The organism is Nocardioides marmoraquaticus (assembly GCF_054777915.1).
This window is the reverse complement of sequence record NZ_BAAHAA010000016.1, coordinates 49,681-70,993: the sequence shown is the minus strand read 5'-3', so window position 1 is coordinate 70,993 and position 21,313 is coordinate 49,681. Positions and strand designations below refer to the sequence as shown.

Here is a 21,313-nt window from a genome sequence, read left to right as displayed (position 1 = left end):
GTCGCGTCATCGGATGAAAACGTTTGCGTGACTGTGACGTCAAGCACATGAGGTCACGACTCGGTAACGCCACCGACATCGTCAGCAAACATCCATGCAAGCGCTTGCGTCACGTCGCATGCGGACTAGTCCGGACGGGGTGGCGGCGACTCGTGCCGACTCGTCGGGGTGTTGGCCGGGGGCCCCGACTGCCCTACCGTGAGCGCCGTCACTTACTCGGATCGTCCGGCACGTTCCTGCCGGTGGGACGACAACACAGGAGAAGAGCCAGATGGCATCGATCACGTTCAAGAAGGCGCAGCGCTGGTACCCCGGCGCCGACAAGCCGGCCGTGCCCGGCATCGACCTCGAGATCAAGGACGGCGAGTTCATGGTCCTCGTCGGTCCCTCGGGCTGCGGCAAGTCCACCACCCTGCGGATGCTCGCCGGCCTCGAGGAGGTCAACGACGGGCAGATCTTCATCGGCGACAAGGACATCACCACGCTGCCGCCGAAGGACCGCGACATCGCGATGGTGTTCCAGAACTACGCGCTGTACCCCCACATGACGGTGGCCGACAACATGGCCTTCGCCCTGAAGATGGCGAAGATGCCGGCCGACGAGCGCAAGAAGCGGGTCGAGGAGGCCGCCCGCATCCTCAACCTCACCGAGTACCTCGAGCGCAAGCCCAAGGCCCTCTCCGGTGGTCAGCGCCAGCGCGTGGCGATGGGCCGCGCGATCGTCCGCAACCCGCAGGTCTTCTGCATGGACGAGCCGCTGTCCAACCTCGACGCCAAGATGCGCGTGCAGACCCGCACCGACATCGCCAAGCTGCAGGCCGACCTCGGCGTCACCACCGTCTACGTCACGCACGACCAGGTCGAGGCCATGACCATGGGCGACCGCGTCGCCGTGATGAAGGACGGCGTGCTGCAGCAGGTCGACACCCCGCTCAACCTCTACGACCGCCCGGTCAACCTCTTCGTCGCGGGCTTCATCGGCTCCCCGCAGATGAACTTGCTCGGCGCCCACGCCAAGGACGGCAAGGCCCAGATCGGCGACTACCTCGTGCCGGTCGACGAGACGGCGTCGAAGCGCATGAAGGGCGACGTCGTCGTCGGCGTGCGGCCCGAGGCGTGGCGTGTGGTCGGTGAGGGCGAGGGTGGCCTCCCCGTCACCGTCACCGTCGTCGAGGAGCTCGGCTCCGACGCGTTCGTCTACGGCACCTCCGGTGTGGAGGGCACCCCCAACAACATCATCGTGCGCATCTCCGCGCGCGACACGGTGCACAAGGGCGACACCATCCACGTCACCACCGACCCGCGCAGCGTGCACGTCTTCGACGCCGACACGGGCGAGCGACTCAGCGACTGAGCTCCTCCGCGCGAGCCGCGTCGGTCAGGCCTCCTGGGCCTGGCCGGCGCGGTCCGCCGTGCGGCGCACCAGGTCGACCAGGGTGGGGTGCAGCGCGCGCGGCAGGTCGTGGCCCATGCCCTCGACCACCAGGAGCTCGGCGCTCGGGATCGCGTGGGCCGTCGCCCGGCCGCCCGAGACGTGCACCATCTTGTCCTTCGATCCGTGCATCACCGCGGCGGGCAGGTCGAGCTGCTTCAGGGCCCGGGTGCGGTCGGGCTGGGTGACGATCGCCAGCATCTGGCGCATCACGCCGCTGGCCGAGACGCCGCGGTCGAAGGTCTCCTCGGCGCGCTCGCGCAGCACCTGCTCGGTCGTCGGGTAGTCGGGGGAGCCGATGAGCTTCCACATCTTCTGCGACGTCGCGACGTAGCCCTCGCGCCCGGCCGTGCGGGTGGCGAGCAGCTGCGGGAGCAGGGCGGGGTTCTGGTAGCCGACCGAGCGCCGCCCCAGCGTCGACATCACCGAGACCATCGAGCGCACCCGCTCGCGGTGCTCGACCGCCAGCGTCTGCACGATCATGCCGCCCATCGAGACCCCGACGGTGTGCGCGGAGTCCCAGCCGAGGTGGTCCATCAGGCCGACCGCGTCGGTGGCGAGGTCGGACATCCGGTACGGCGCCCGGGTCGGCCGCCCGAGGAAGCCGCGGACCAGTGCGGTGCGCCCGACCGCGGCGTCGACCCTGCTCGAGCGGCCCGTGTCGCGGTTGTCGTAGCGCACGACGTGGAAGCCGGCGCGGGCGAAGTCCTCGCAGATCGCGGTGTCCCACCAGTTCATCGGCCCGCCGAGGCCCATCACGAGGAGCAGCGGCTCGCCCGCGGGGTCACCGAAGGTCTGGTAGCACAGCTCGACGCCGGGGGCGACGGGCGCGAAGCCCTCCTCGGACGCCGGCACGGGCTGCGGGGACGGGTCGGGGACGACCTGCGACATCGACGGGCACCTCGTGGTGTTGTGAGACGTGGGGGGCCGTCAGCGGACCGAAAAGCCCGATCTGCGTGACGTCAACCATCAGCAACGCTACCGTCCCGTCATGGGTGGTCGACCGTCACGCGCCGCGACGGCGGGGCTGGCCGGGTTCCTCGCACCCGACGGGTTCGCCGGACCGCGAGGGGTGCTTGCGCTGGCCCGCGAGGCCGCCGCCCTCGGTGAGGCGGCCCAGCTCGTACGACGCTCCCGGGCTCGCCGCCGTGCGCGCGGTTCGGCGCCGTACGTCGTCGCAGGGCGGGTGACGCCGCTCGAGCCGGTGGTGCTGGTGCCGGGGTTCATGGCGGGCGACAGCACCCTGCTCGGCATGGCGGCGCAGCTGCGCCACGAGGGCTTCCGCACCTACCGCTCGTCGCTCCCGGTCAACATCGGCTGCACCCGCGAGGCCGCCGAGCGGCTCGAGCAGCGGCTCGAGTTCGTGACGGAGCGCCGGGGTCGACGCGCGACCGTGGTCGGGCACAGCCTCGGCGGGATGCTGGCGCGCGGCGTGGCCGCCCGCCGCCCCGACCTGGTCGCGGGCGTGGTCTCGCTCGGGTCGCCGGTGCTGGCGCCCGGCGCGGTGCACCGCCTGCTGGCCTGGGACACCCAGCTGCTGGTGCGGCTGCACGAGGCCGGCCTGCGACGCGTCATGGGTCCCGACTGCGTCGGGGGCGACTGCGCCCGGCTGAGCTGGGAGGACAGCCGCCGACCGCTCGACGCCTCCACCTGGTTCACGGCCGTCTACAGCCGGCGCGACGGGGTCGTCGACTGGCGGGCCTGCCTCGACCCGGCCGCCGAGCACGTCGAGGTGCACAGCAGCCACTGCGGCATGGCGGTCGACCCCGAGGCCGTCGACGCCGTCGTCGACGCGCTGCGCAGCCGGGGTGGTGCCGGTCTCAGCCCGGCCAGCCCGTCGGCAGCTCGTCCCGCGTAGGCGGGTTCGCCCCGCGCCGCTCGCAGGTGATCGCGGCGACCTCCACCGCCCCGGCCAGCAGGGTGCGCAGGGCGTCACCGTCGAGGTCGCCGAGCGAGTCGGGGGCGGCGTACGTGCCGCGGTCGTGCAGCTGCGCGAGCGTGGCGGCCATGAAGGAGTCGCCGGCGCCGACGGTGTCGACGACCGTCGTGGGCCGCGGCGCGACGCTGACCTCGCCCCGCGCCGAGAACGCGGTGGCGCCGTCGGCGCCGCGCGTCAGCAGGACCAGCACGGTCTCGTCGGCGGCGAGCAGGGCGCGAGCGGTGTCCTCGACTGTCAGGTCGGGGCGCAGCGCGAGGGCGTCCTCGTCGCTGAGCTTGACGAGCGGGCAGCGCGCCGCGAGCTCGGCCGCCTGCCGCCAGCCCTCCGCGACGTCGGGCAGGAACGCCGGGCGGACGTTGACGTCGAAGCTGACGAGCAGCCCCCGGCCGCGAGCCTGGTCGACGAGGTCGAGCACGGCGTCGCGGCCCGGCTCGAGCACGGTGCCCAGGGAGCCGACGTGGACGCCGTCGCAGGCCGGCAGCTCCTGGCGGGGCAGGCTCCACTCGAGGTCGAAGTCGTAGTGGGCGGCGCCGGTGGCGTCGAGGGTGGCCACCGCCGTCGAGGTGCGGCCGGTGCTGGTGGGGGCGGCGACCAGCTGGGCACCGCTGGCCGCGACGTGGGAGACGAGCACGCCCGCGCGGTCGTCCTCGCCCACCTGGCAGTAGAGGGTCGCGGGCACGTCGAGACGGCCCAGCCCGACCGCGACGTTGAGCGGCGAGCCGCCCGGCGTCTCGGTGGTGGTGCCGTCGGCCTCGGTCACGACGTCGACCAGGGCCTCCCCGGAGACGACGATCATCGCGGGGCTCAGCGCTCGGCGTCGGAGTAGGCGCGGATCTTCTCGAGCTTGTGCTCGGCGTGGATCGAGCGGATGGTGCCGCTGCGCGAGCGCATCACCAGCGAGTGCGTGGTGGCGCCACCGGCGCGGTAGCGCACGCCCTGCATCAGCTCGCCGTCGGTGATGCCGGTCGCGACGAAGAAGCAGTCGTCGCCCTTGACCAGGTCGTCGGTGCTGAGCACGGCGTCGAGGTCGTGGCCCGCGTCGATCGCGCGCTGCCGCTCGTCGTCGTCGGTGGGCCACAACCGGCCCTGGATCACGCCGTCGACGCACTTCATGGCGCAGGCGGTGATGATGCCCTCGGGGGTGCCGCCGATGCCGAGCAGCAGGTCGATGCCGGTGCCCTGGCGCGCGGCGGCGATGGCGCCGGCGACGTCGCCGTCGACGATGAACTTGATGCGCGCACCGGTGGCACGGATCTCGTCGGCGAGCTGCTGGTGCCGCGGCCGGTCGAGCAGCACCACGGTCACGTCCTCCGGCCCGCTGCCCTTGGCCTTGGCGACGCGCTTGATGTTCTCCTTGACCGGCAGCCGGATGTCGACGACCTCCGCCGCCTCGGGCCCGGTGACCAGCTTCTCCATGTAGAACACGGCCGACGGGTCGTACATCGCGTGGCGCGGGGCCACCGCCATCACGGCGATCGCGTTGGTCATGCCCTTGGCGGTCAGCGTGGTGCCGTCGATCGGGTCGACCGCGACGTCGCACACGGGACCGCTGCCGTCGCCGACCTCCTCGCCGTTGAACAGCATCGGGGCGTCGTCTTTCTCGCCCTCGCCGATGACGACCGTGCCGCGCATGCCGACCGTCGAGATCATGGTGCGCATCGCGCTCACGGCCACGCCGTCGGCGCCGTTCTTGTCGCCCCGCCCGACCCAGCGCCCGGCGGCCAGCGCGGCCGACTCGGTCACCCGGACCAGGTCGAGCGCCAGGTTGCGGTCGGGTCGCATGGGGGCGACGCTCAGCGCGTCGGGCAGCGAGGAGGACGAGGCGCTCTCGGGCATGCGGGTGATCGTAGCCCTCCAGCACCTTGGCAGGATGGGACGCATGAGCCAGCCGTCGGGCCCCCCTGAGCGCACCGGCCGTCCCGGTCGCTACGTCCGGTCGTCCGGCGGGCTCCTCGGGGCGCTCATCGTCAGCGTCGTGCTCGTCGGGTCGTTCGTCGGCGTCCGCTCGCTGTTCCTGCCCGACCGGCCCGACGGCCCGCCCGCGGTCGAGTGGCAGCCGCAGGCGCGCGCCGCCCGGGCCGACGGCGTCCTGACGATCCCGGCCCCCGCGCGGCTGCCGTCGGGCTGGACTCCCACCTCCGCGATCTACACCGGCAACCCCGAGCCCGCCTGGCAGCTGGGCCTGCTGACCGGTGACGAGAAGTTCGTCGGCGTCTACGAGCGCGTCGACGACGTCGACGACCTCGTCGAGGAGCACGTCGACGACAACGCCCAGCGCGGCGACGACGTCGAGCTCGGCGGCGCGACCTGGCAGGTCTTCACCGACTCGGGCGGCGACTACGCCCTGGCCCGCGAGCTCGACGAGCCCGTCGGCGAGGAGGGCACCATCCTCGTCGTCGGCAGCGCCCCCGACGACGTCGTCCGCGACTTCGCCGCCTCGCTGGAGTACGCCGACCCCTCGGACGCCGAGCGGTAGTCGCCGCTCCCGGCCGCGGGGGGAGCCGGTGCTTGTCGAACGAGAAGCACCGGCTGGACGGGGGCGTCAGTCGTCGTCGGCGCCGAGGACCTCGTCGAGGCGGGCGCGGGCGCCCTCGAGGGCCTCCTGGCACACCCGGGCGAGGTGCTCGCCGCGCTCCCACAGCTGCAGTGACTCGGCCAAGGACGTGCCGCCGCCCTCGAGGGCACGCACCACCTCGACCAGCTCGTCGCGCGCCTCCTCGTAGGAGAGCGCGGCGTCGGGGTCCTCGATTGTGGTCGCGTCGTCACTCATCGTCGTCCTCCTCGGTCGGGTCGCCCACGAGGGGCACCTGCTCGACGCCGGTCACCTGGGTGGCCACCCTGCCGTCGGCCACGCGCACGTGGAGCGGCACCCCGGGCTCGAGGCCGGTCACGCTGGACAGCGCCTGCCCGTCGGCGTCGGAGATGACGGCGTAGCCGCGTCGCAGGGTCGCCAGCGGCGACAGGGCCCGGACCCGGGCCAGGTGGTGGTGCAGGTCGGTGCCGTCGCGGTCGAGCCGGCGGGCGAGCGCGGCACGGGCGCGCTGGCGCACCGCCTCGACCTCGTGCAGCCGCTGCTCGAGCCCGTCGCGGGGGTCGGCCAGGCTGGGCCGTGAGCGCAGCGACTCCAGGGTGGCCTGCTCGCGGCGCAGCTGCGTGACGACCGCGCGCCGCAGCCGGTCGCGCGCGGCGACGACACGGGTCGACTCTTCGGCGACGTCGGGCACCACCCGCTTGGCGGCGTCGGTGGGCGTGGAGGCGCGGACGTCGGCGACGAGGTCGAGGATGGGGGAGTCGGGCTCGTGGCCGATGGCGGAGACCACCGGGGTGCGCATGGCGTGCACGGCCCGCACCAGGGTCTCGTCGGAGAAGGGAAGCAGCTCCTCGACGGAGCCGCCGCCGCGGGCCACGACGACGACGTCGACGCCGCCGTCGCGCTCGAGGTGCTCGAGCGCCTCGACGACCTCGCGCACGGCGTGGACGCCCTGCATCCGGGCGTAGCGCGGGACGATGCGTACGCCGGGCCACCGCCGGCGCGCGACCTCGACCACGTCGCGCTCGGCCGCAGAGCCCTCGGCGGTCACCAGCCCGACCGCCCGCGGGAGGAAGGGCAGCGGACGCTTGAGCTCGGCGGCGAAGAGCCCCTCGGCGGCGAGCAGCCGGCGGCGGCGCTCGAGGCGGGCCAGCAGCTCTCCCTCGCCGACCAGGCGGACCTCGCGCACCTGAAGCGACAGCGAGCCACGGTTGGCGTAGAAGTCGGGCTTGGCGTGGCACACCACCTGGGCGCCCTCGACGAGCGGCGACGGCAGGGCGTCGAGCACGCCCCGCGGTGCGGTCGCCTGCACCGAGACGTCGGCGAGCTTGTCGCGGAGCGTGAGGAAGACGGTGGGGCTGCCGCCGCGGCGCGAGACCTGGGTGACCTGGCCCTCGACCCAGATCGCCCCGAGCCGGCCCACCCACGAGGCGATGGCCTGGTTGACCTGCCGCACGGGAGCGGGCTGCTCCGGGGATGTGTCCAGCGCCATGCGCGCACCCTAGTCAGCACGCCATTTCTTAGTTTCTCTGTATCCGTATAACAACTTCTCATATACGCCGTGATAGATTGCGATGCGTGGATCCCGTCGACAATCCGTACCGACCCGGCGCGGGCCGACGCCCGGCCGAGCTTGCTGGGCGTTCCGACATCCTCGACGGCTTCTCCGTCATCCGACGGCGCGTGTCCACATACGCAGAGGGCGACCGAAGCTGGATCCTCAACGGACTGCGCGGCGTCGGCAAGACGGTGCTCCTCGGTGAGCTCCAGCGTCTCGCGTCCGACGATCACTGGATCGTGGTGAAAGTCGAGGTCACCGCAGCCACGCCGTTGCCTGTCGCGCTGGCCTCTGGCTTGGTCAAGGCCATGCGGACCGCCACCGGTCGCCATCCCGAGAGGCCGTTGAGGCGACTCCTGGCCGTGTTCAAGGCGTTCTCCGCGACGGTAGACCCCGCCAGTGGTCTGGTCACGCTCGGCGTCGAGGTGGACGCAGCACGCGGCCACGCCGATTCAGGCCGGTTCGGCGACGACCTCGCTGACTTGTTCGAGGTCCTAGGAGAGACGTCGGCCGAACTCGGCATCGGGACCCTCGTGCTCATCGACGAACTGCAGGAGGCCAGCGCGGCCGAGCTCTCGGCTGTCAACACGGCCGTGCACCGGATCGACCAGGGGGCAACTCCGCTTCCGGTCGTCGTGGTGGGCGCGGGGCTTCCGTCACTTCCGGCCCAGCTCGCGGATGCGACGAGCTATGCAGAGCGACTCTACGACTACCGACAGGTCGGTCTCTTGGACGAGGATAGCTCACGTGAGGCGCTGAGTGGGCCGGCGTTGCAGCGCGGCATCGACTGGCGAGACGACGCGCTCGACGCCGCTCTGGAGGTGGCCGGTGGGTATCCCTATTTCCTGCAGTCCGTGGGCAAGCACGTCTGGGACGCGGCCGCGCGTAGCCCCATCTCGATCGATGACGTCCAGACAGGCTCGAGGTACGCGAAGGACGAGGTCGACCAGGGCCTGTACCTCTCGCGGTGGGAACGTGCCACGACCGCTCAGCGCGCACTTCTGCGGGCGATGAGCGAGTGCGGAGGCGACCTGCCGTCCGGGATCAGCGACCTCGTTGACGCGATGGGAAAGCGTCGGCCCAGCGACCTGTCTGTCTCGCGTGACGCCCTCATCAAGAAGGGGTTGGTGTACGCCCCCGAGCGTGGGCTGTTGGCTTTCACTGTGCCCGGGATGGCGGAGTTCGTGCGGCGTCGTCCGTGAGCGTGCACAGGTTCGGACGCCACGGCCCCGCCGCCTACGATGGAGCCATGACCGACCTGGGCACGCCGACCGTCCTCAGCCCCGACGAGGCGGACCGCGCGGTGCGCCTCGCCGCGCCGCGGGGCTACTGCGCGGGTGTCGACCGCGCCGTCATCACCGTCGAGCAGGCGCTCGACCTCTACGGCTCGCCGGTCTACGTCCGCAAGCAGATCGTCCACAACAAGCACGTGGTGGCCGACCTCGAGGAGCGTGGCGCCGTCTTCGTCGAGGAGCTCGACGAGGTGCCCGAGGGCCAGACGGTCGTGTTCTCGGCCCACGGCGTCTCCCCGGCCGTGCACGCCCAGGCCGCCGAGCGCAGCCTGAAGACCATCGACGCCACCTGCCCGCTCGTGACCAAGGTGCACCACGAGGCCCGTCGCTTCGCCTCCGACGACTACGACATCCTGCTCATCGGCCACGCCGGCCACGAGGAGGTCGAGGGCACCGCGGGCGAGGCCCCGTCGCACATCCAGCTGGTCGAGAGCCCCGCCGACGTCGCCGGCATCACCGTGCGCGACCCCGACAAGGTCGCCTGGCTCTCGCAGACCACGCTGTCGGTCGACGAGACCCTGGCCACCGTCGCCGCCATCCGCGAGCGCTTCCCCAACCTGCTTGACCCGCCGAGCGACGACATCTGCTACGCCACCTCGAACCGCCAGGTCGCGATCAAGGAGATCGCCCGCGACGCCGACCTCGTGATCGTGGTCGGCTCGGCCAACTCGTCCAACTCGGTGCGGCTCGCCGAGGTCGCCCTCGAGGCGGGAGCCAGGGCGGCGTACCGCGTCGACGACGCGAGCGAGATCGACGAGGCCTGGCTCGACGGCGTACGGCGCGTCAGCGTCACCTCGGGCGCGTCGGTGCCCGACTCGCTGGTGCAGGGCGTGCTGTCCTACCTCGCCGAGCGGGGCTATCCCGACGCCGAGGCGGTGCACACCGCGGAGGAGTCGCTGATCTTCGCGCTCCCGCCCGAGCTGCGGCGCGACCTGCGGGCCGCCGGCAGGGCCTGAGGTCACGGTGGCGCGCTACGTCGACGTCCACCCGGTCGACCCGCAGCCGCGGGCGGTCGCCCAGGTGGTGCAGCAGCTGCGTGACGACGCGCTGATCGCCTACCCCACCGACTCGGGCTACGCCCTCGGCATCCAGCTCGGCAACCGCGACGGTCTCGAGCGGATCAAGCGGCTGCGCCAGCTCGACGACAAGCACCACTTCACGCTGGTGTGCGCCGACTTCGCGCAGCTGGGTCAGCTGGTGCACCTGTCCAACGCCCACTTCCGGTCGGTGCGCTCGGCGACGCCGGGGCCGTACACCTTCATCCTGCCGGCGACCGGCGAGGTGCCGAAGCGGCTGATGCACCCCAAGAAGCGCACCGTCGGCGTCCGGATCCCCGAGCACCGCGTCGTGCACGCGCTGCTCGCCGAGCTGGGCGAGCCGCTGCTGTCGAGCACGCTGCTCATGCCCGGCGAGGACGAGCCGCTGACGATCGGCTGGGACGTCAAGGAGCGCCTCGACCACCAGGTCGACGTCGTGCTCGACAGCGGCGAGTGCGGCACCGAGCCGACCACCGTGGTCGACCTGTCGGAGGACTACCCCGAGATCGTGCGCGTCGGGGCCGGCGACACCTCGCGCTGGGACTGAGCCGCGCGCTGCTGCTCGGCCCGCGAGACCCGGACGCGGGTGCGGATCACGATGACCGCGAGCACCAGGGCGTAGGCGACCGCCAGGCCGGTCGCGCGGTGGGTGAGCCCGCTGACGACTGCCTGGGCCCAGCCGTCGACGGCCTCCGCGACGTAGGCGGTGTCGACGAGCGCCAGCACCCCGACGAAGCCGAGCAGCGCAAGGGGCGGCAGCAGCGCGATGCTGGTGAAGTCGCGCGGTCGCACCGCCAGCACCGAGGCGAGCGAGACCAGCACGAAGCCGACGTCGAACAGGGCCGTCAGGCGACCGTTGACCAGCACGTCGAGGACGAGCGTCATCACGCCGGCGAGGACCGCGAGCCGTACGACGCGGCTGGCGGAGAGCCGGCCCTCCTCCCACAGGGTGGGTGCGCTCACGGGCACACCGTAGGCACGACTCACGCCGAGGACCGCCGCGACGCGCCGGTCGCCTGCTCGTCGGGCTCCAGGTCGTCGAGCAGCTCGGGCGCCGTGAGCGGCCTCGCCGTGGCCGTCAGCGGGGCGAGCGGGGCGAGCCGGGCGCGGGTCGCCCCGGACTCCTCGAACGTGCGCGCGGTGACCAGCACCCGGCTCTCCAGCGACCCCACGGTGCTGTTGTAGGCGTCGACGGCGTTGCCCAGCGACCGGCCGAGCCGGTCGAGGTGGCCGCCCATCGTGCCGAGGCGGGTGTGCAGCTCGCGGCCGAGCTCGTGGACCTCGCGGGTGCTCTCGGCGAGCGCCTCGGTGGTCCACCCGTGGGCCACGGTGCGCAGCAGCGCGATCAGCGTGGTCGGCGTGGCCAGCACGACGTCGCGCCCGGCGGCGTGCTCGAGCAGTCCGGGGTCGGCCTCGAGCGCGGCCGCCAGCGACGACTCCGCCGGCAGGAAGAGCACCACGAGCTCGGGCGTGCCCGGCAGCGCACGCCAGTAGCTCTTGGACGACAGCTGGTCGACGTGGGTGCGCAGCTGGCGCGCGTGGCGACGCAGGTGGGCCTGCGCCTCCTCGACGTCGGGGGCCGACAGCGCGTCGAGGTGGGCGTCGAGCGGCACCTTGGCGTCGACCACGATGCTGCGCCCGCCCGCGAGGTGCACCAGCAGGTCGGGCCGCACCGCCCGTCCGTCGGCGTCGAGCGGCGCCTGCTCGGTGAAGTCGCAGTGCTCGACCATGCCGGCGAGCTCGACCGTGCGCCGCAGGTGCAGCTCGCCCCAGCGCCCCCGCACGTGGGGCCGGCGCAGCGCGGTGGCCAGCGCCCCGGTCTCCTCGCGCAGCCGCTCGGCGCTCACCCGCACCTGGTCGACCTGCTCGTGCAGCTGGCCCTGCCAGCTCGCACGCTGCCGCTCGACGTCGAGCAGCCGCTCGTGGAGCCGATCGAGCCCGTCGCGCAGCAGCGCGTCGTCCTGCCCACGCGCGCTCAGCGCCCGCTCCAGCCGGTCGTCGCCCGCCGGCGCCGCGCTGCGGCGTACGCCGACGAGGGTCGCCAGGGCGCCGAGCAGCAGGCCGATGACCAGGGTCAGCAGAGGCAGCAGCACGTCCATGGCGGCAGCGTGGCAGGAGGGTCCGACAGGATGCCGCCGACGAGCCGCCCGCCCGTGCCCGGTCCTTGGTCGAGCTCGTCGAGACCATGATCTCGACAGGCTCGATCAGCGAGGGTTCGATCAGCGACGGGCTCTGTCAGCGGGGGTCGAGGTCGACGACCACGGGGGCGTGGTCGGAGGCGCCCTTGCCGGCGCGCTCGTCGACGTCGATGAACGCGCCGGTCACCCGCGCCGAGAGCGAGGGGCTGCCGAGCACGAAGTCGATGCGCAGGCCGCGGTTGCGCTCGAAGCGCTGCCGGAAGTAGTCCCAGTAGGTGTAGACGCCCGGTCCGGGGGTGTGCGGGCGGGCGACGTCGTCCCAGCCGTCGTCGAGGAAGGCCTGGAAGGCGGCGCGCTCGGGCACGGTCACGTGGGTGCTGCTGCGGAACTGCTCGGGGTCGAAGACGTCCTCGTCGGTGGGGCAGACGTTCCAGTCGCCGACGAGCGCGACGTCGCCGGTCATGTCGCGGGCGGCCTCGCGCAGCGCGTGCAGCCAGTCGAGCTTGTAGACGTAGTGGGGGTCGCCGGGCTTGCGGCCGTTGGGCACGTACAGCGACCACACCCGTACGCCGCCGCACGTCGCGCCCAGCGCCCGGGCCTCGACCACCGCCGGGTCGCCGAAGCCGGGCTGCCCGGGGAAGCCGACCGAGACGTCCTCGATGCCGACGCGACTGATGACGGCCACGCCGTTCCACTGGTCGTAGCCGGCGGCGGCGACCTCGTAGCCGAGCGACGACAGGCCCATCAGCGGCAGCTGGTCCTCGCGGGCCTTGGTCTCCTGCACGGCCAGCACGTCGACGTCGTGGCGCTGCAGGAAGGCCTCGACGCGGTCGATCCGGCTGCGCAGGGAGTTGACGTTCCAGGTCGCGATCCGCACCCGGTCGAGCCTAGGGCGTGCGCCGTGGCCGCCCCGCATGCGGCGGTCGTGCCGGGGAACAGGCAGTTCCTCGGGCAACGGTGCCCGGGAGGTCCGGGGAGGTACACCATGGCGCTTCGAGGCATCGTCAACCGTCTGATCGGGGGCGCCGGCGGCCGCCGCAGCGCCCACACCGGGGGAGCGGGTGGGCCCCGCGTCGGCGCCGGCGCACCGGGCGGTCGCCGCTCGCAGGACGAGGCCATCGGGCGCGGCGTGCGCTCCCTGCTCAGCCGCCTGCGCCGCTAGCCCGGGGGCACGCCCACCCGCGCGTGCGGGAGGATGGGCGTCCCATGCCTGCCTTCGACGCGCTCCCCGTCGGCGCCGACCCCGACGAGGTCTACCTCGCGGTGGAGGAGTGGGCGGCCGGGCTCGGGCTCACGCTCTACCCCGCGCAGGAGGAGGCGCTGCTCGAGGTCGTCACCGGCAGCCACGTGATCCTGGCGACGCCGACCGGCACCGGCAAGAGCCTGGTGGCGGTCGGGGCCCACGTGGCGGCGCTCGCCAGGGGTGAGCGCACCTTCTACACCGCCCCCATCAAGGCGCTGGTCAGCGAGAAGTTCTTCGCGCTGGTCGAGGTGTTCGGCGCCGATCGCGTCGGCATGCTCACGGGCGACGCCGCCATCAACCCGGGAGCGCCGATCATCTGCTGCACCGCCGAGGTGCTGGCCAACATGGCGCTGCGCGAGGGCGCCGGCTCGGACGTCGGCCAGGTCGTCATGGACGAGTTCCACTTCTACGCCGACCCGCAGCGCGGCTGGGCGTGGCAGGTGCCGCTGCTCGAGCTCACCGGCGCGCAGATGGTGCTGATGTCGGCGACGCTGGGCGACGTCACGCCGTTCGTCGAGGACCTCGAGCGGCGTACGGACCGCGACGTCGCGGTCGTCACCAGCGTCACCCGGCCCGTGCCGCTGAGCTTCCAGTGGGCGCTGACGCCGCTGCACGAGACGATCGAGGAGGTGCTGACGACGCACCAGGCCCCGGCGTACGTCGTGCACTTCACGCAGGCGGCCGCGCTGGAGCAGGCGCAGGCCCTCACCAGCATCAACGTCGCGACCCGCGAGGAGCGCGACCGCATCGCCGAGCGGATCGCCGACTTCCGCTTCAGCCCGGGCTTCGGACGCACCCTGTCGCGGCTGCTGCGCATGGGCGTGGGGGTGCACCACGCCGGGATGCTGCCGAAGTACCGCCGCCTCGTCGAGCAGCTCGCGCAGGCCGGCCTGCTCAAGGTCATCTGCGGCACCGACACCCTCGGCGTCGGCATCAACGTGCCGATCCGCACGGTCGTCTTCACGGGTCTGACCAAGTACGACGGCCACCGCCAGCGCGTGCTGAAGGCGCGGGAGTTCCACCAGATCGCCGGTCGCGCCGGGCGGGCCGGCTTCGACACCGCCGGCACCGTGATCGTGCAGGCGCCCGAGCACGTCATCGAGAACGCCAAGGCGCTCGCCAAGGCCGGCGACGACCCCAAGAAGCTGCGCAAGGTGCAGCGCAAGAAGCCGCCGGACGGCCAGGTCTCCTACACCGAGGAGACCTTCGACCGGCTCGTCGACGCCGAGCCCGAGGCGCTCGTCAGCCGGATGCGGGTCACCCACGCGATGCTGCTGCACCTCGTCAGCCGGCCCGGCGACCCCGCGGCGGCGGCTCGTCGCCTGCTCCTCGACAACCACGACGACGAGCGCGCCCGCCGGCGGCTGTGGCGGCGCGCGGCGGCGCAGCACCGCTCGCTGCTCGCAGCCGGCGTGGTCGAGCAGGTGCCGCGCGAGGCCGACGGCCGCCGGGTGCGGCTGGCCGAGGGACTGCAGCTCGACTTCGCACTCAACCAGCCGCTGTCGGCCTACGCCCTGGCCGTGCTCGACACCCTCGACCCCGAGGAGCCGGCGTACTCCCTCGACATCGTCTCGGTCGTCGAGGCGACCCTCGACGACCCGCGACCGGTGCTCGGCGCGCAGGAGCACCTCGCGCGGGGCGAGGCCATCGGGGCGATGAAGGCCGAGGGCATCGAGTACGAGGAGCGCATGGAGCTGCTCGAGGAGGTCACCCACCCCAGGCCGCTCGCCGAGCTGCTCGAGCACACCTTCGAGGTCTACCGCCGCAGCCACCCGTGGGTCGACGAGGACGCGCTGTCGCCCAAGTCGGTGGTGCGCGACCTCTACGAGCGGGCGATGACCTTCGGCGAGTACGTCGCCTTCTACGGCCTCACGCGCTCGGAGGGGCTGCTGCTGCGCTACCTGGGCGACGCCTTCCGGGCGCTGCGCCAGACCGTGCCCGAGCGGGTGCGCACCGACGAGCTCGACGACATCGTCGAGTGGCTCGGCGCGGTGGTGCGCCAGACCGACTCCAGCCTGGTCGACGAGTGGGAGCGGCTGGGCGATCCCGACGCCTTCGTCGAGGCCGGGCCCGACGTGCGACCGCCCGAGCCGGCGCGGCTGACCGCCAACGAGCGCGCCTTCACCGTGCTGGTGCGCAACGCGATGTGGCGTCGCCTCGAGCTGGTCGCCCGTCGGCGGCTGGCCGACCTGCAGGAGCTCGACCCGCGGGTCGACTGGGAGACCGGTCTCGTCGACTACTTCGACGAGCACGCGTGGATCGCGACCGACGCCGACGCCCGCAGTCCCCAGCGGCTGCTCGTCGAGAAGACCGCATCGACCTGGGAGGTCCAGCAGGTGGTCTCCGACCCCGAGGGCCACCACGACTGGCGCATCAGCGCCACCGTCGACCTGGCCGCCTCCGACGAGGCCGGCGAGCTCGTGCTCGAGGTCGAGGGGCTGCACCGGCTGTGAGCCTCGTGCTGGTCTCTGGCCGGGCCATCCTCGTCGCCTCGCTGGGGACGCCCGACGTGACGGAGCTGCTCGGGAGGCTGACGACCCTCGGCTGACCGGCCCGCCCCTTCGTGGCTCGCTCCGCTCGCACCTCAGGGAGCGGGATCGCTGCCTCCGCTCGCACCTCAGGGAGCGGGATCGCTGCCTCCGCTCGCGCCTCAGGGAGCGGTGGGCTCGCTCCGCTCAGGGAGCGGGAGGGCTGCTCGGGTCCGACAGGCGTGCGTCAGCTCCCTGAGGAGACCCGCGAGGGACGAGCGGGGCGTCACGAAGGGCGCGGCCCTCGCACCTCGGCCAGCACGGCCGTGACCAGCGTCAGACGAAGGCGCTCTCGCCGGTGATGGCGCGACCGACGATGAGGGTGTTGACCTCGCGGGTGCCCTCGTAGGAGTAGATCGCCTCGGCGTCGGCGACGAAGCGGCCGACGTGGTGCTCGAGCAGGATGCCGTTGCCGCCGAGCACCTCGCGGGCCCAGCCGACCGCCTCGCGCATGCGCGTGGTGGAGAAGGCCTTGCACAGCGAGGCGTGCTCGTCGCGGAGCTTGCCGGCGTCCTGCAGCTGCGAGGCGCGGGCGTTCATGGCCGTCGAGGAGGTGACGTTGCCGAGCATCTTGACCAGGAGGTCCTGCACCAGCTGGAAGCCGGCGATCGGGCGGCCGAACTGCTCGCGGCTCTTGGTGTAGCGCAGCGCGTGCTCGAACGCGCCGCGGGCGCAGCCGGCGGCCATCCACGCGACGCCCATCCGGGTCAGCCGCAGCACGTCGGCGGTGGCGCGGAAGCTCTCGGCGCGCTGCAGCCGGTTGGCCTCGGGCACGCGGCAGTCGACCAGCTCGATCTCGGAGTTCTGCACGGCGCGCAGCGCGATCTTGTCCTGCTGCACGGTGCAGGTCATGCCGGGGTAGCCCTCGGGCCCCTGCTCGACCACAAAGCCCTTGACCTGGTCGTCGGCGGTGTCGCGGGCCCAGATCACGACGAGGTCGGCGAAGTCGGCGTTGCCGATCCACTTCTTGCGGCCGTTGAGCACCCACTCGTCGCCGTCGCGCGTCGCCGTGGTCGTCATGCCCTGCGAGATCGCGGAGCCGACGTCGGGCTCGGTCAGGCCGAAGGCGCCGACGAGCTCGAGCCGCGCCATCGCGGGCAGCCAGCGCTCGCGCTGCTCGTCGGAGCCGCCGACGTGCACCGAGCCCATCGCGAGGCCGCCGTGGACGCCCATGAAGGTCGCGATCGACGGGTCGACGCGCGCCAGCTCCATCTGCACCATGCCCTCGACGAGCGCACCGCGTGCAGGGCAGCCGGGACCGTCGAGCGCGAGGCCGGCGATCCCGAGCTCAGCCATCCCCTTGACCAGGTCCATCGGGAACGTCGCCCGGGTCCAGTGGTCGTTGATGATCGGCTCGACCTCGCGCGTCGCCCAGGCGCGTACGGCGCTGAGCAGCTCGCGGTCCTGGTCCTCGAGGAGCAGCTCGAAGCCGAGGAAGTCGCTGAACGGCGTCTCGTCGACCGCCTCGGCGTCGACGGTGGTGTCGGTCTCGGGCTGCGGGTCCTTCATGAGCTCTCCTCGTCCAGGAACGCCTCGACCACGGGCGCCAGCTCGTCGGCCTCGGTGACCAGCGCGAGGTGGCCGCCGTCGTACAGGTGCAACCGCGCCCGCGGGATCAGCCGGGCCTGCATCCGCGGGTTGGCCACCGGGATGATCGGGTCGTCGGTGCCGCCCATGACCAGCGTCGGCTGCCGGAGCAGGCCGAGGAAGGGCAGGGACGTCCAGCCGGCCATCGCGGCGAGCTGGTAGTAGTAGCCGCGGCGTGGGCCCGACCGGGTCGCCCCGTGGAGCAGCCGGGCGCCGCGCTCGGGGTCGGTGCGCATCGAGCCGCCGTAGATCAGCGGAGCGACGGCGGCGGCGTACGCGGGGTCGCGGTGGCGCCGCGGGGTCGACATGATGCGCAGCACGCTCGGCCTGGCCGGCACCATCAGCGAGCCGGTGCCGGTGGCGACGAGGACGACGCGGCGTACGCGTCGCGGCGACTGCACGGCGAGCTGTTGCGCGAGGCCCCCGCCCCACGACAGCCCGAGCACGTCGAAGCGGTCGTGGCCGAGGCGGCGCATCAGGGCGGTGACCCACGACGACAGCGCGGCGATGGGGTACGGCGTCGGCGGCACCGGCGAGCCGCCGACACCGGGGACGTCGAAGCGCACCACGCCGCGCTCGGGGTCGAGGGCGTCGACGAAGGGCTGCAGCACCTCGAGGCTCACGCCGATGCCGTTGCACAGCAGCAGCGGCGGCTCTGAGGTACGGCGCCCGGTCGCCGGGCGCTCCGAGACCCGCGCGGTCACCCCGCGGACGGTGACCTGGCGGACCCGGTCGGTGGCCGGCCCCTCGGCCGTCGGCTCAGCGGTCGTGGACATAGGTGCCCGGGGCGTCGGCGACCGGCGGGTGGTCGGCGTTGCCGAGCTTGCGGGGCTTGCCGCGCTCGTCGCCGGAGCGGTCGTCGAGCCAGTCGGTCCAGCTCTCCCACCAGCTGCCCTTGACCTTGGTGGCGGCGGCGAGCCAGGCCTCGGGGTCGGCCGGGTTGACCGGGTGGCCGTCCTTCTCGGGGGAGGTCTGGAAGCTCGCCTTGGGGTTGCCGGGCGGGTTGACCATCGCCGCGATGTGGCCGCTGGTCGACAGCACGAACCGGGTGTCGCCGCCGAAGAGCTGCGTGGCCTGGTAGCACGACTGCCACTCGCACAGGTGGTCGGCGATGCCCGCCACCACGAAGGCGTCGGTGGTGATGGTCGACAGGTCGACGGGGGAGCCGAGCATCGTCGACTCGCCCGGGTGCACGAGCGCGTTGCGCAGCGCGAGGTCCATGAAGTCGCGGTGCATGCCGGCGCTCATCCGCACGGGGTCGGCGTTCCAGTAGAGGATGTCGAAGGCCTTCGGGGCGTGGCCCATCAGGTAGTTGTTGACCCAGTAGTTCCAGATCAGGTCGTTGGGGCGCAGCCACGCGAAGATCTCGGCCAGGGTGCGCCCGTCGAGGTAGCCCTTGTCCTTCGACATCTGGGTCGCGGCGGCCGCCGACTTGTGCGACAGCAGCGCGCTGGTGACGCCCGCGCGGGCCTGGTCGAGCACGGTGACCGCGAGGGAGTACGACGCGACCCGGTCGAGCTCGCCGACGTGGGCGAGGTGGGCCAGCACCATCGAGGCGATCATGCCGCCGGAGCAGATCCCGAAGATGCCGACCTTGTCCTGGCGGGCGATCGCCTGGGCGGTGTCCATCGCCTCGATGATGGCGGCGCCGTAGGTGTCGAGGTCCCACTCGGCGTGACGCACGTCGGGGTTGCGCCAGGAGATGCAGTAGACCATCTGGCCCTGCTGCACGAGGTGCTCCACGAGCGAGCGCTGCTCGGCGAGGTCGATGATGTAGTACTTGTTGATCGTCGGCGGGACGATGAGCATCGGCACCTCGCGGACCTTGTCGGTCTGCGGCGCGTACTGGATCAGCTCGAAGACGTCGGTGCGCAGCACCACCGCGCCGGGCGTCACCGCGATGTCGCGGCCCACCTCGAAGGCGTCGCTCTCCACCATCGACGGCACCCGCGGCGGGGTCGCGAAGTCGCGCACGAAGCGGCGTCCGCCCTCGACGAGGTTGCCGCCGCCGGTGTCGAAGGTGCGCTTGACGACCTTGGGGTTGAGCAGCGGGTGGTTGGTCGGGGCGAGGGCGTCGACGAGGTTGTCGAGCAGGAAGCGAACCCGCAGGTCGTCGGCCCAGTCGAGCCCGACGTCGTCGGCCAGTCCGCGCACGGCCGCGCCGGTGGCGAGGTAGCCCTGCATGGTGCGGCGGAAGAGCGGGTTCTTCTCCCAGGCCTCGTCGGCGAAGCGGCGGTCCTTGGCGGCCGGCTCGACCTCGGAGCGCCCGATGGCGACCTTGCCCAGCTCGGCCGCCAGCCCGGCGGTACGCCGCGCGACGCGTCGCGGGTGGCGGGCGAGGCCGAGCCCGAACTTCACGCCTGCGACGCCGGGGACGAAGCGGCGTACGGGACCGCGGCCGGCGTCGGCGAGCAGCAGCTGGAACGGCGTGGACAGCTCGTTGCCGCCGACGGCCTCGGGGCCCTCGTCGTCGGTGTCGGCGACGCGCTCGGCGCTCACTGGTCGCCGTCCGGGGCGCTGACCTCGCGGCGCAGGATCTTGCCGGTGGGGCCCTTGGGCAGCTCCTGCACGATCCACACGGCGCGGGGGTACTTGTAGGAGGCGAGCCGCTCCTTGGCGAAGGCCTGCAGCTCGTCGGGCTCGGCGGAGGCGCCCTCCTTGAGCGCGACGGCGGCGCCGACCTCCTCGCCGAAGTGGTCGTCGGCGATGCCGATGACGGCGACCTCGGCGACCGCCTCGTGCTCGTAGAGCGCCTCCTCGACCTCGCGTGGGTAGACGTTGTAGCCGCCGCGGATGATGAGGTCCTTCTTGCGGTCGACGATGAAGTAGTAGCCGTCCTCGTCGACCTTGGCGAGGTCGCCGGAGTGGAACCAGCCGTCGCGGATCGCCTCGGCGGTGGCCTCCTCGCGGCCCCAGTAGCCCTTCATCACCATCTCGCCCTTGATGGCGATCTCGCCGACCTCGCCCTGGTCGACCTCGTGGTCGTCATCGTCGACGAGCTTGAGCTCGGCGCCGCGGACGGGGGTGCCGATGGAGCCGGGCTTGCGCTCCTGGCCGGGCTGGTTGAAGGAGGCGACGGGGGAGGTCTCGGACAGGCCGTAGCCCTCGAAGACCTGGCAGTCGAACGTGTCCTCGAACTGCTTCATCACCTCGACGGGCATCGCCGAGCCGCCCGAGATGCAGGTGCGCAGCGACGACAGGTCGGCGTCGTCGGCCTTGGACGAGTGCAGCATGGCGGCGTACATCGTCGGCACGCCCTCGAAGACCGTGACCTTGTCGCGGCCGACGACCTCGAGCGCCTTGTCGGGGTCGAACCGGGGGATCAGGGTGAGGCAGGCGCCCTTGAGCACGGCGGCGTTGAGGCCGCAGGTCAGGCCGAAGACGTGGAAGAGCGGCAGGCAGCCCATCACCACGTCGCTCTCGTCGATCTCGATGAGGGTCTCGGCGCTCGTGGCGGCGTTGCTGCCCATGCTGTGGTGGGTCAGCTGGGCGCCCTTGGGCTGGCCGGTGGTGCCGGAGGTGTAGAGCAGCACCACGTCGTCGTCGCCGTCGCGCTCGACGACGTCGGTGTCGGGCTCGTGGCCACCGAGCACCTCGGACCAGTCGGCGGGGTCGACGGCGACGCAGCTGATGCCGACCTGGCCCGCCGCCTTGCCGGCCTCCTCGGCCACGTCCTTCCAGGCGAAGACGATCTTGGCCCCGGAGTCCTCGAGGTAGTACTGCACCTCGCGCGCCTTGAGCAGCGGGTTCATCGGTACGACGACCCCGCCGGCGGCGAGCGCGCCGTAGAAGATCGCCGGGAACATCGGCACGTTGGGCAGCACCATCCCGACCCGGTCGCCGGGCTCGATGCCCTCGGCCTTGAGCAGCGCCGTGACCCGCTGTGCCTGCTGCTGCACGTCGGCCCAGGTGAGCACCAGGTCGTCGAGCTTGAGCGCCGGGCGGTCGGGGTGGGCCTCGGCGGTGGCGGCGAGGTTGTGGGCGAGGTTGGTCACGTGTCCTCCAGGGCTCGGGGGTGTCCCCTCTACC

20 protein-coding genes are annotated in these 21,313 nt (G+C 72.6%); 8 read left to right on the top strand and 12 right to left on the bottom strand.

What is annotated here, in order from left to right; genetic code table 11:
- Positions 1-271 precede the first annotated feature (271 nt).
- A complete protein-coding gene (locus ACYU8I_RS12920; protein ID WP_460841429.1) occupies positions 272-1,354 on the top strand; it encodes an ABC transporter ATP-binding protein in 1,083 nt (360 codons plus the stop codon).
- A gap of 24 nt (positions 1,355-1,378) precedes the next feature.
- Here ACYU8I_RS12920 and ACYU8I_RS12915 read toward each other — a convergent pair whose 3' ends face one another.
- Complete coding sequence (locus ACYU8I_RS12915) at positions 1,379-2,323, bottom strand: alpha/beta fold hydrolase (RefSeq protein WP_460841427.1); 945 nt, start codon at positions 2,321-2,323, stop codon at positions 1,379-1,381.
- A 100-nt stretch (positions 2,324-2,423) separates the two neighbouring features.
- Here ACYU8I_RS12915 and ACYU8I_RS12910 point away from each other — a divergent pair, with 100 nt between their 5' ends.
- On the top strand, positions 2,424-3,290 hold the full coding sequence (locus ACYU8I_RS12910) for an alpha/beta hydrolase (RefSeq protein WP_460841425.1): 867 nt from the start codon (positions 2,424-2,426) through the stop codon (positions 3,288-3,290).
- Here ACYU8I_RS12910 and ACYU8I_RS12905 read toward each other — a convergent pair.
- A complete protein-coding gene (locus ACYU8I_RS12905; protein WP_460841422.1) occupies positions 3,253-4,167 on the bottom strand; it encodes a carbohydrate kinase family protein in 915 nt (304 codons plus the stop codon). The two genes, ACYU8I_RS12910 and ACYU8I_RS12905, sit on opposite strands and share 38 nt — an antisense overlap.
- Positions 4,168-4,175: 8 nt before the next feature.
- Complete coding sequence (gene glpX, locus ACYU8I_RS12900) at positions 4,176-5,207, bottom strand: class II fructose-bisphosphatase (protein WP_460841420.1); 1,032 nt, start codon at positions 5,205-5,207, stop codon at positions 4,176-4,178.
- 43 nt (positions 5,208-5,250) lie between these two features.
- Between glpX and ACYU8I_RS12895 the strand changes: the two genes are divergently transcribed.
- Positions 5,251-5,847 carry a DUF4245 domain-containing protein gene (locus tag ACYU8I_RS12895; RefSeq protein ID WP_460841417.1) on the top strand — a complete coding sequence of 199 codons (597 nt, stop codon included), beginning with the start codon at positions 5,251-5,253 and terminating at the stop codon, positions 5,845-5,847.
- Positions 5,848-5,913: 66 nt separating this feature from the next.
- Here ACYU8I_RS12895 and ACYU8I_RS12890 read toward each other — a convergent pair whose 3' ends face one another.
- Complete coding sequence (locus ACYU8I_RS12890; RefSeq protein ID WP_460841415.1) at positions 5,914-6,141, bottom strand: exodeoxyribonuclease VII small subunit; 228 nt, start codon at positions 6,139-6,141, stop codon at positions 5,914-5,916.
- Positions 6,134-7,393 carry an exodeoxyribonuclease VII large subunit gene (gene xseA / locus ACYU8I_RS12885; RefSeq protein WP_460841412.1) on the bottom strand — a complete coding sequence of 420 codons (1,260 nt, stop codon included), beginning with the start codon at positions 7,391-7,393 and terminating at the stop codon, positions 6,134-6,136. Before xseA ends, ACYU8I_RS12890 begins: the two co-directional genes overlap by 8 nt.
- Before the next feature lie 86 nt (positions 7,394-7,479).
- Here xseA and ACYU8I_RS12880 point away from each other — a divergent pair, with 86 nt between their 5' ends.
- The 3 genes from ACYU8I_RS12880 to ACYU8I_RS12870 are packed head-to-tail and all read left to right on the top strand — an operon-like array spanning position 7,480 to position 10,335.
- Positions 7,480-8,661 carry an ATP-binding protein gene (locus tag ACYU8I_RS12880; RefSeq protein ID WP_460841410.1) on the top strand — a complete coding sequence of 394 codons (1,182 nt, stop codon included), beginning with the start codon at positions 7,480-7,482 and terminating at the stop codon, positions 8,659-8,661.
- A gap of 47 nt (positions 8,662-8,708) precedes the next feature.
- Positions 8,709-9,707 (top strand): 4-hydroxy-3-methylbut-2-enyl diphosphate reductase, encoded by a 999-nt coding sequence (locus ACYU8I_RS12875; RefSeq protein WP_460841408.1) that lies wholly within the window; start codon positions 8,709-8,711, stop codon positions 9,705-9,707.
- Positions 9,708-9,714: 7 nt separating this feature from the next.
- Positions 9,715-10,335 carry an L-threonylcarbamoyladenylate synthase gene (locus tag ACYU8I_RS12870; RefSeq protein ID WP_460841406.1) on the top strand — a complete coding sequence of 207 codons (621 nt, stop codon included), beginning with the start codon at positions 9,715-9,717 and terminating at the stop codon, positions 10,333-10,335.
- On the opposite strand, the gene ACYU8I_RS12865 is transcribed toward ACYU8I_RS12870, so the two are convergent.
- From ACYU8I_RS12865 to ACYU8I_RS12855, 3 genes are all read right to left on the bottom strand, one after another.
- Positions 10,284-10,751, bottom strand: a complete 468-nt coding sequence (locus tag ACYU8I_RS12865) for a DUF6542 domain-containing protein (protein WP_460841404.1) — start codon at positions 10,749-10,751, stop codon at positions 10,284-10,286. The genes ACYU8I_RS12870 and ACYU8I_RS12865 overlap by 52 nt on opposite strands.
- A gap of 20 nt (positions 10,752-10,771) precedes the next feature.
- Positions 10,772-11,887, bottom strand: a complete 1,116-nt coding sequence (locus ACYU8I_RS12860) for a DNA recombination protein RmuC (protein ID WP_460841402.1) — start codon at positions 11,885-11,887, stop codon at positions 10,772-10,774.
- A gap of 136 nt (positions 11,888-12,023) precedes the next feature.
- Positions 12,024-12,803, bottom strand: a complete 780-nt coding sequence (locus ACYU8I_RS12855) for an exodeoxyribonuclease III (RefSeq protein ID WP_460841400.1) — start codon at positions 12,801-12,803, stop codon at positions 12,024-12,026.
- A 108-nt stretch (positions 12,804-12,911) separates the two neighbouring features.
- Here ACYU8I_RS12855 and ACYU8I_RS12850 point away from each other — a divergent pair, with 108 nt between their 5' ends.
- Both ACYU8I_RS12850 and ACYU8I_RS12845 read left to right on the top strand, forming a co-directional pair.
- Positions 12,912-13,088, top strand: coding sequence for a hypothetical protein (locus ACYU8I_RS12850; RefSeq protein ID WP_460841398.1), 177 nt, complete (start codon positions 12,912-12,914; stop codon positions 13,086-13,088).
- 44 nt (positions 13,089-13,132) lie between these two features.
- Positions 13,133-15,622, top strand: a complete 2,490-nt coding sequence (locus ACYU8I_RS12845) for a DEAD/DEAH box helicase (protein ID WP_460841395.1) — start codon at positions 13,133-13,135, stop codon at positions 15,620-15,622.
- A gap of 351 nt (positions 15,623-15,973) precedes the next feature.
- Here the strand turns inward: ACYU8I_RS12845 and ACYU8I_RS12840 are convergent, their stop codons facing one another.
- Genes ACYU8I_RS12840 through ACYU8I_RS12825 form a run of 4 tightly spaced genes read right to left on the bottom strand, consistent with a single transcriptional unit; the run spans position 15,974 to position 21,279 of the window.
- Positions 15,974-17,206 carry an acyl-CoA dehydrogenase family protein gene (locus tag ACYU8I_RS12840; protein WP_460841393.1) on the bottom strand — a complete coding sequence of 411 codons (1,233 nt, stop codon included), beginning with the start codon at positions 17,204-17,206 and terminating at the stop codon, positions 15,974-15,976.
- Complete coding sequence (gene phaZ / locus ACYU8I_RS12835) at positions 17,203-18,060, bottom strand: poly(3-hydroxyalkanoate) depolymerase (protein ID WP_460841391.1); 858 nt, start codon at positions 18,058-18,060, stop codon at positions 17,203-17,205. Before phaZ ends, ACYU8I_RS12840 begins: the two co-directional genes overlap by 4 nt.
- A complete protein-coding gene (locus ACYU8I_RS12830) occupies positions 18,044-19,783 on the bottom strand; it encodes a PHA/PHB synthase family protein (RefSeq protein WP_460841389.1) in 1,740 nt (579 codons plus the stop codon). Before ACYU8I_RS12830 ends, phaZ begins: the two co-directional genes overlap by 17 nt.
- Positions 19,780-21,279, bottom strand: a complete 1,500-nt coding sequence (locus ACYU8I_RS12825) for a long-chain-fatty-acid--CoA ligase (protein ID WP_460841387.1) — start codon at positions 21,277-21,279, stop codon at positions 19,780-19,782. The genes ACYU8I_RS12830 and ACYU8I_RS12825 overlap by 4 nt, the downstream gene beginning before the upstream one ends.
- Between the last annotated feature and the right edge of the window lie 34 nt (positions 21,280-21,313).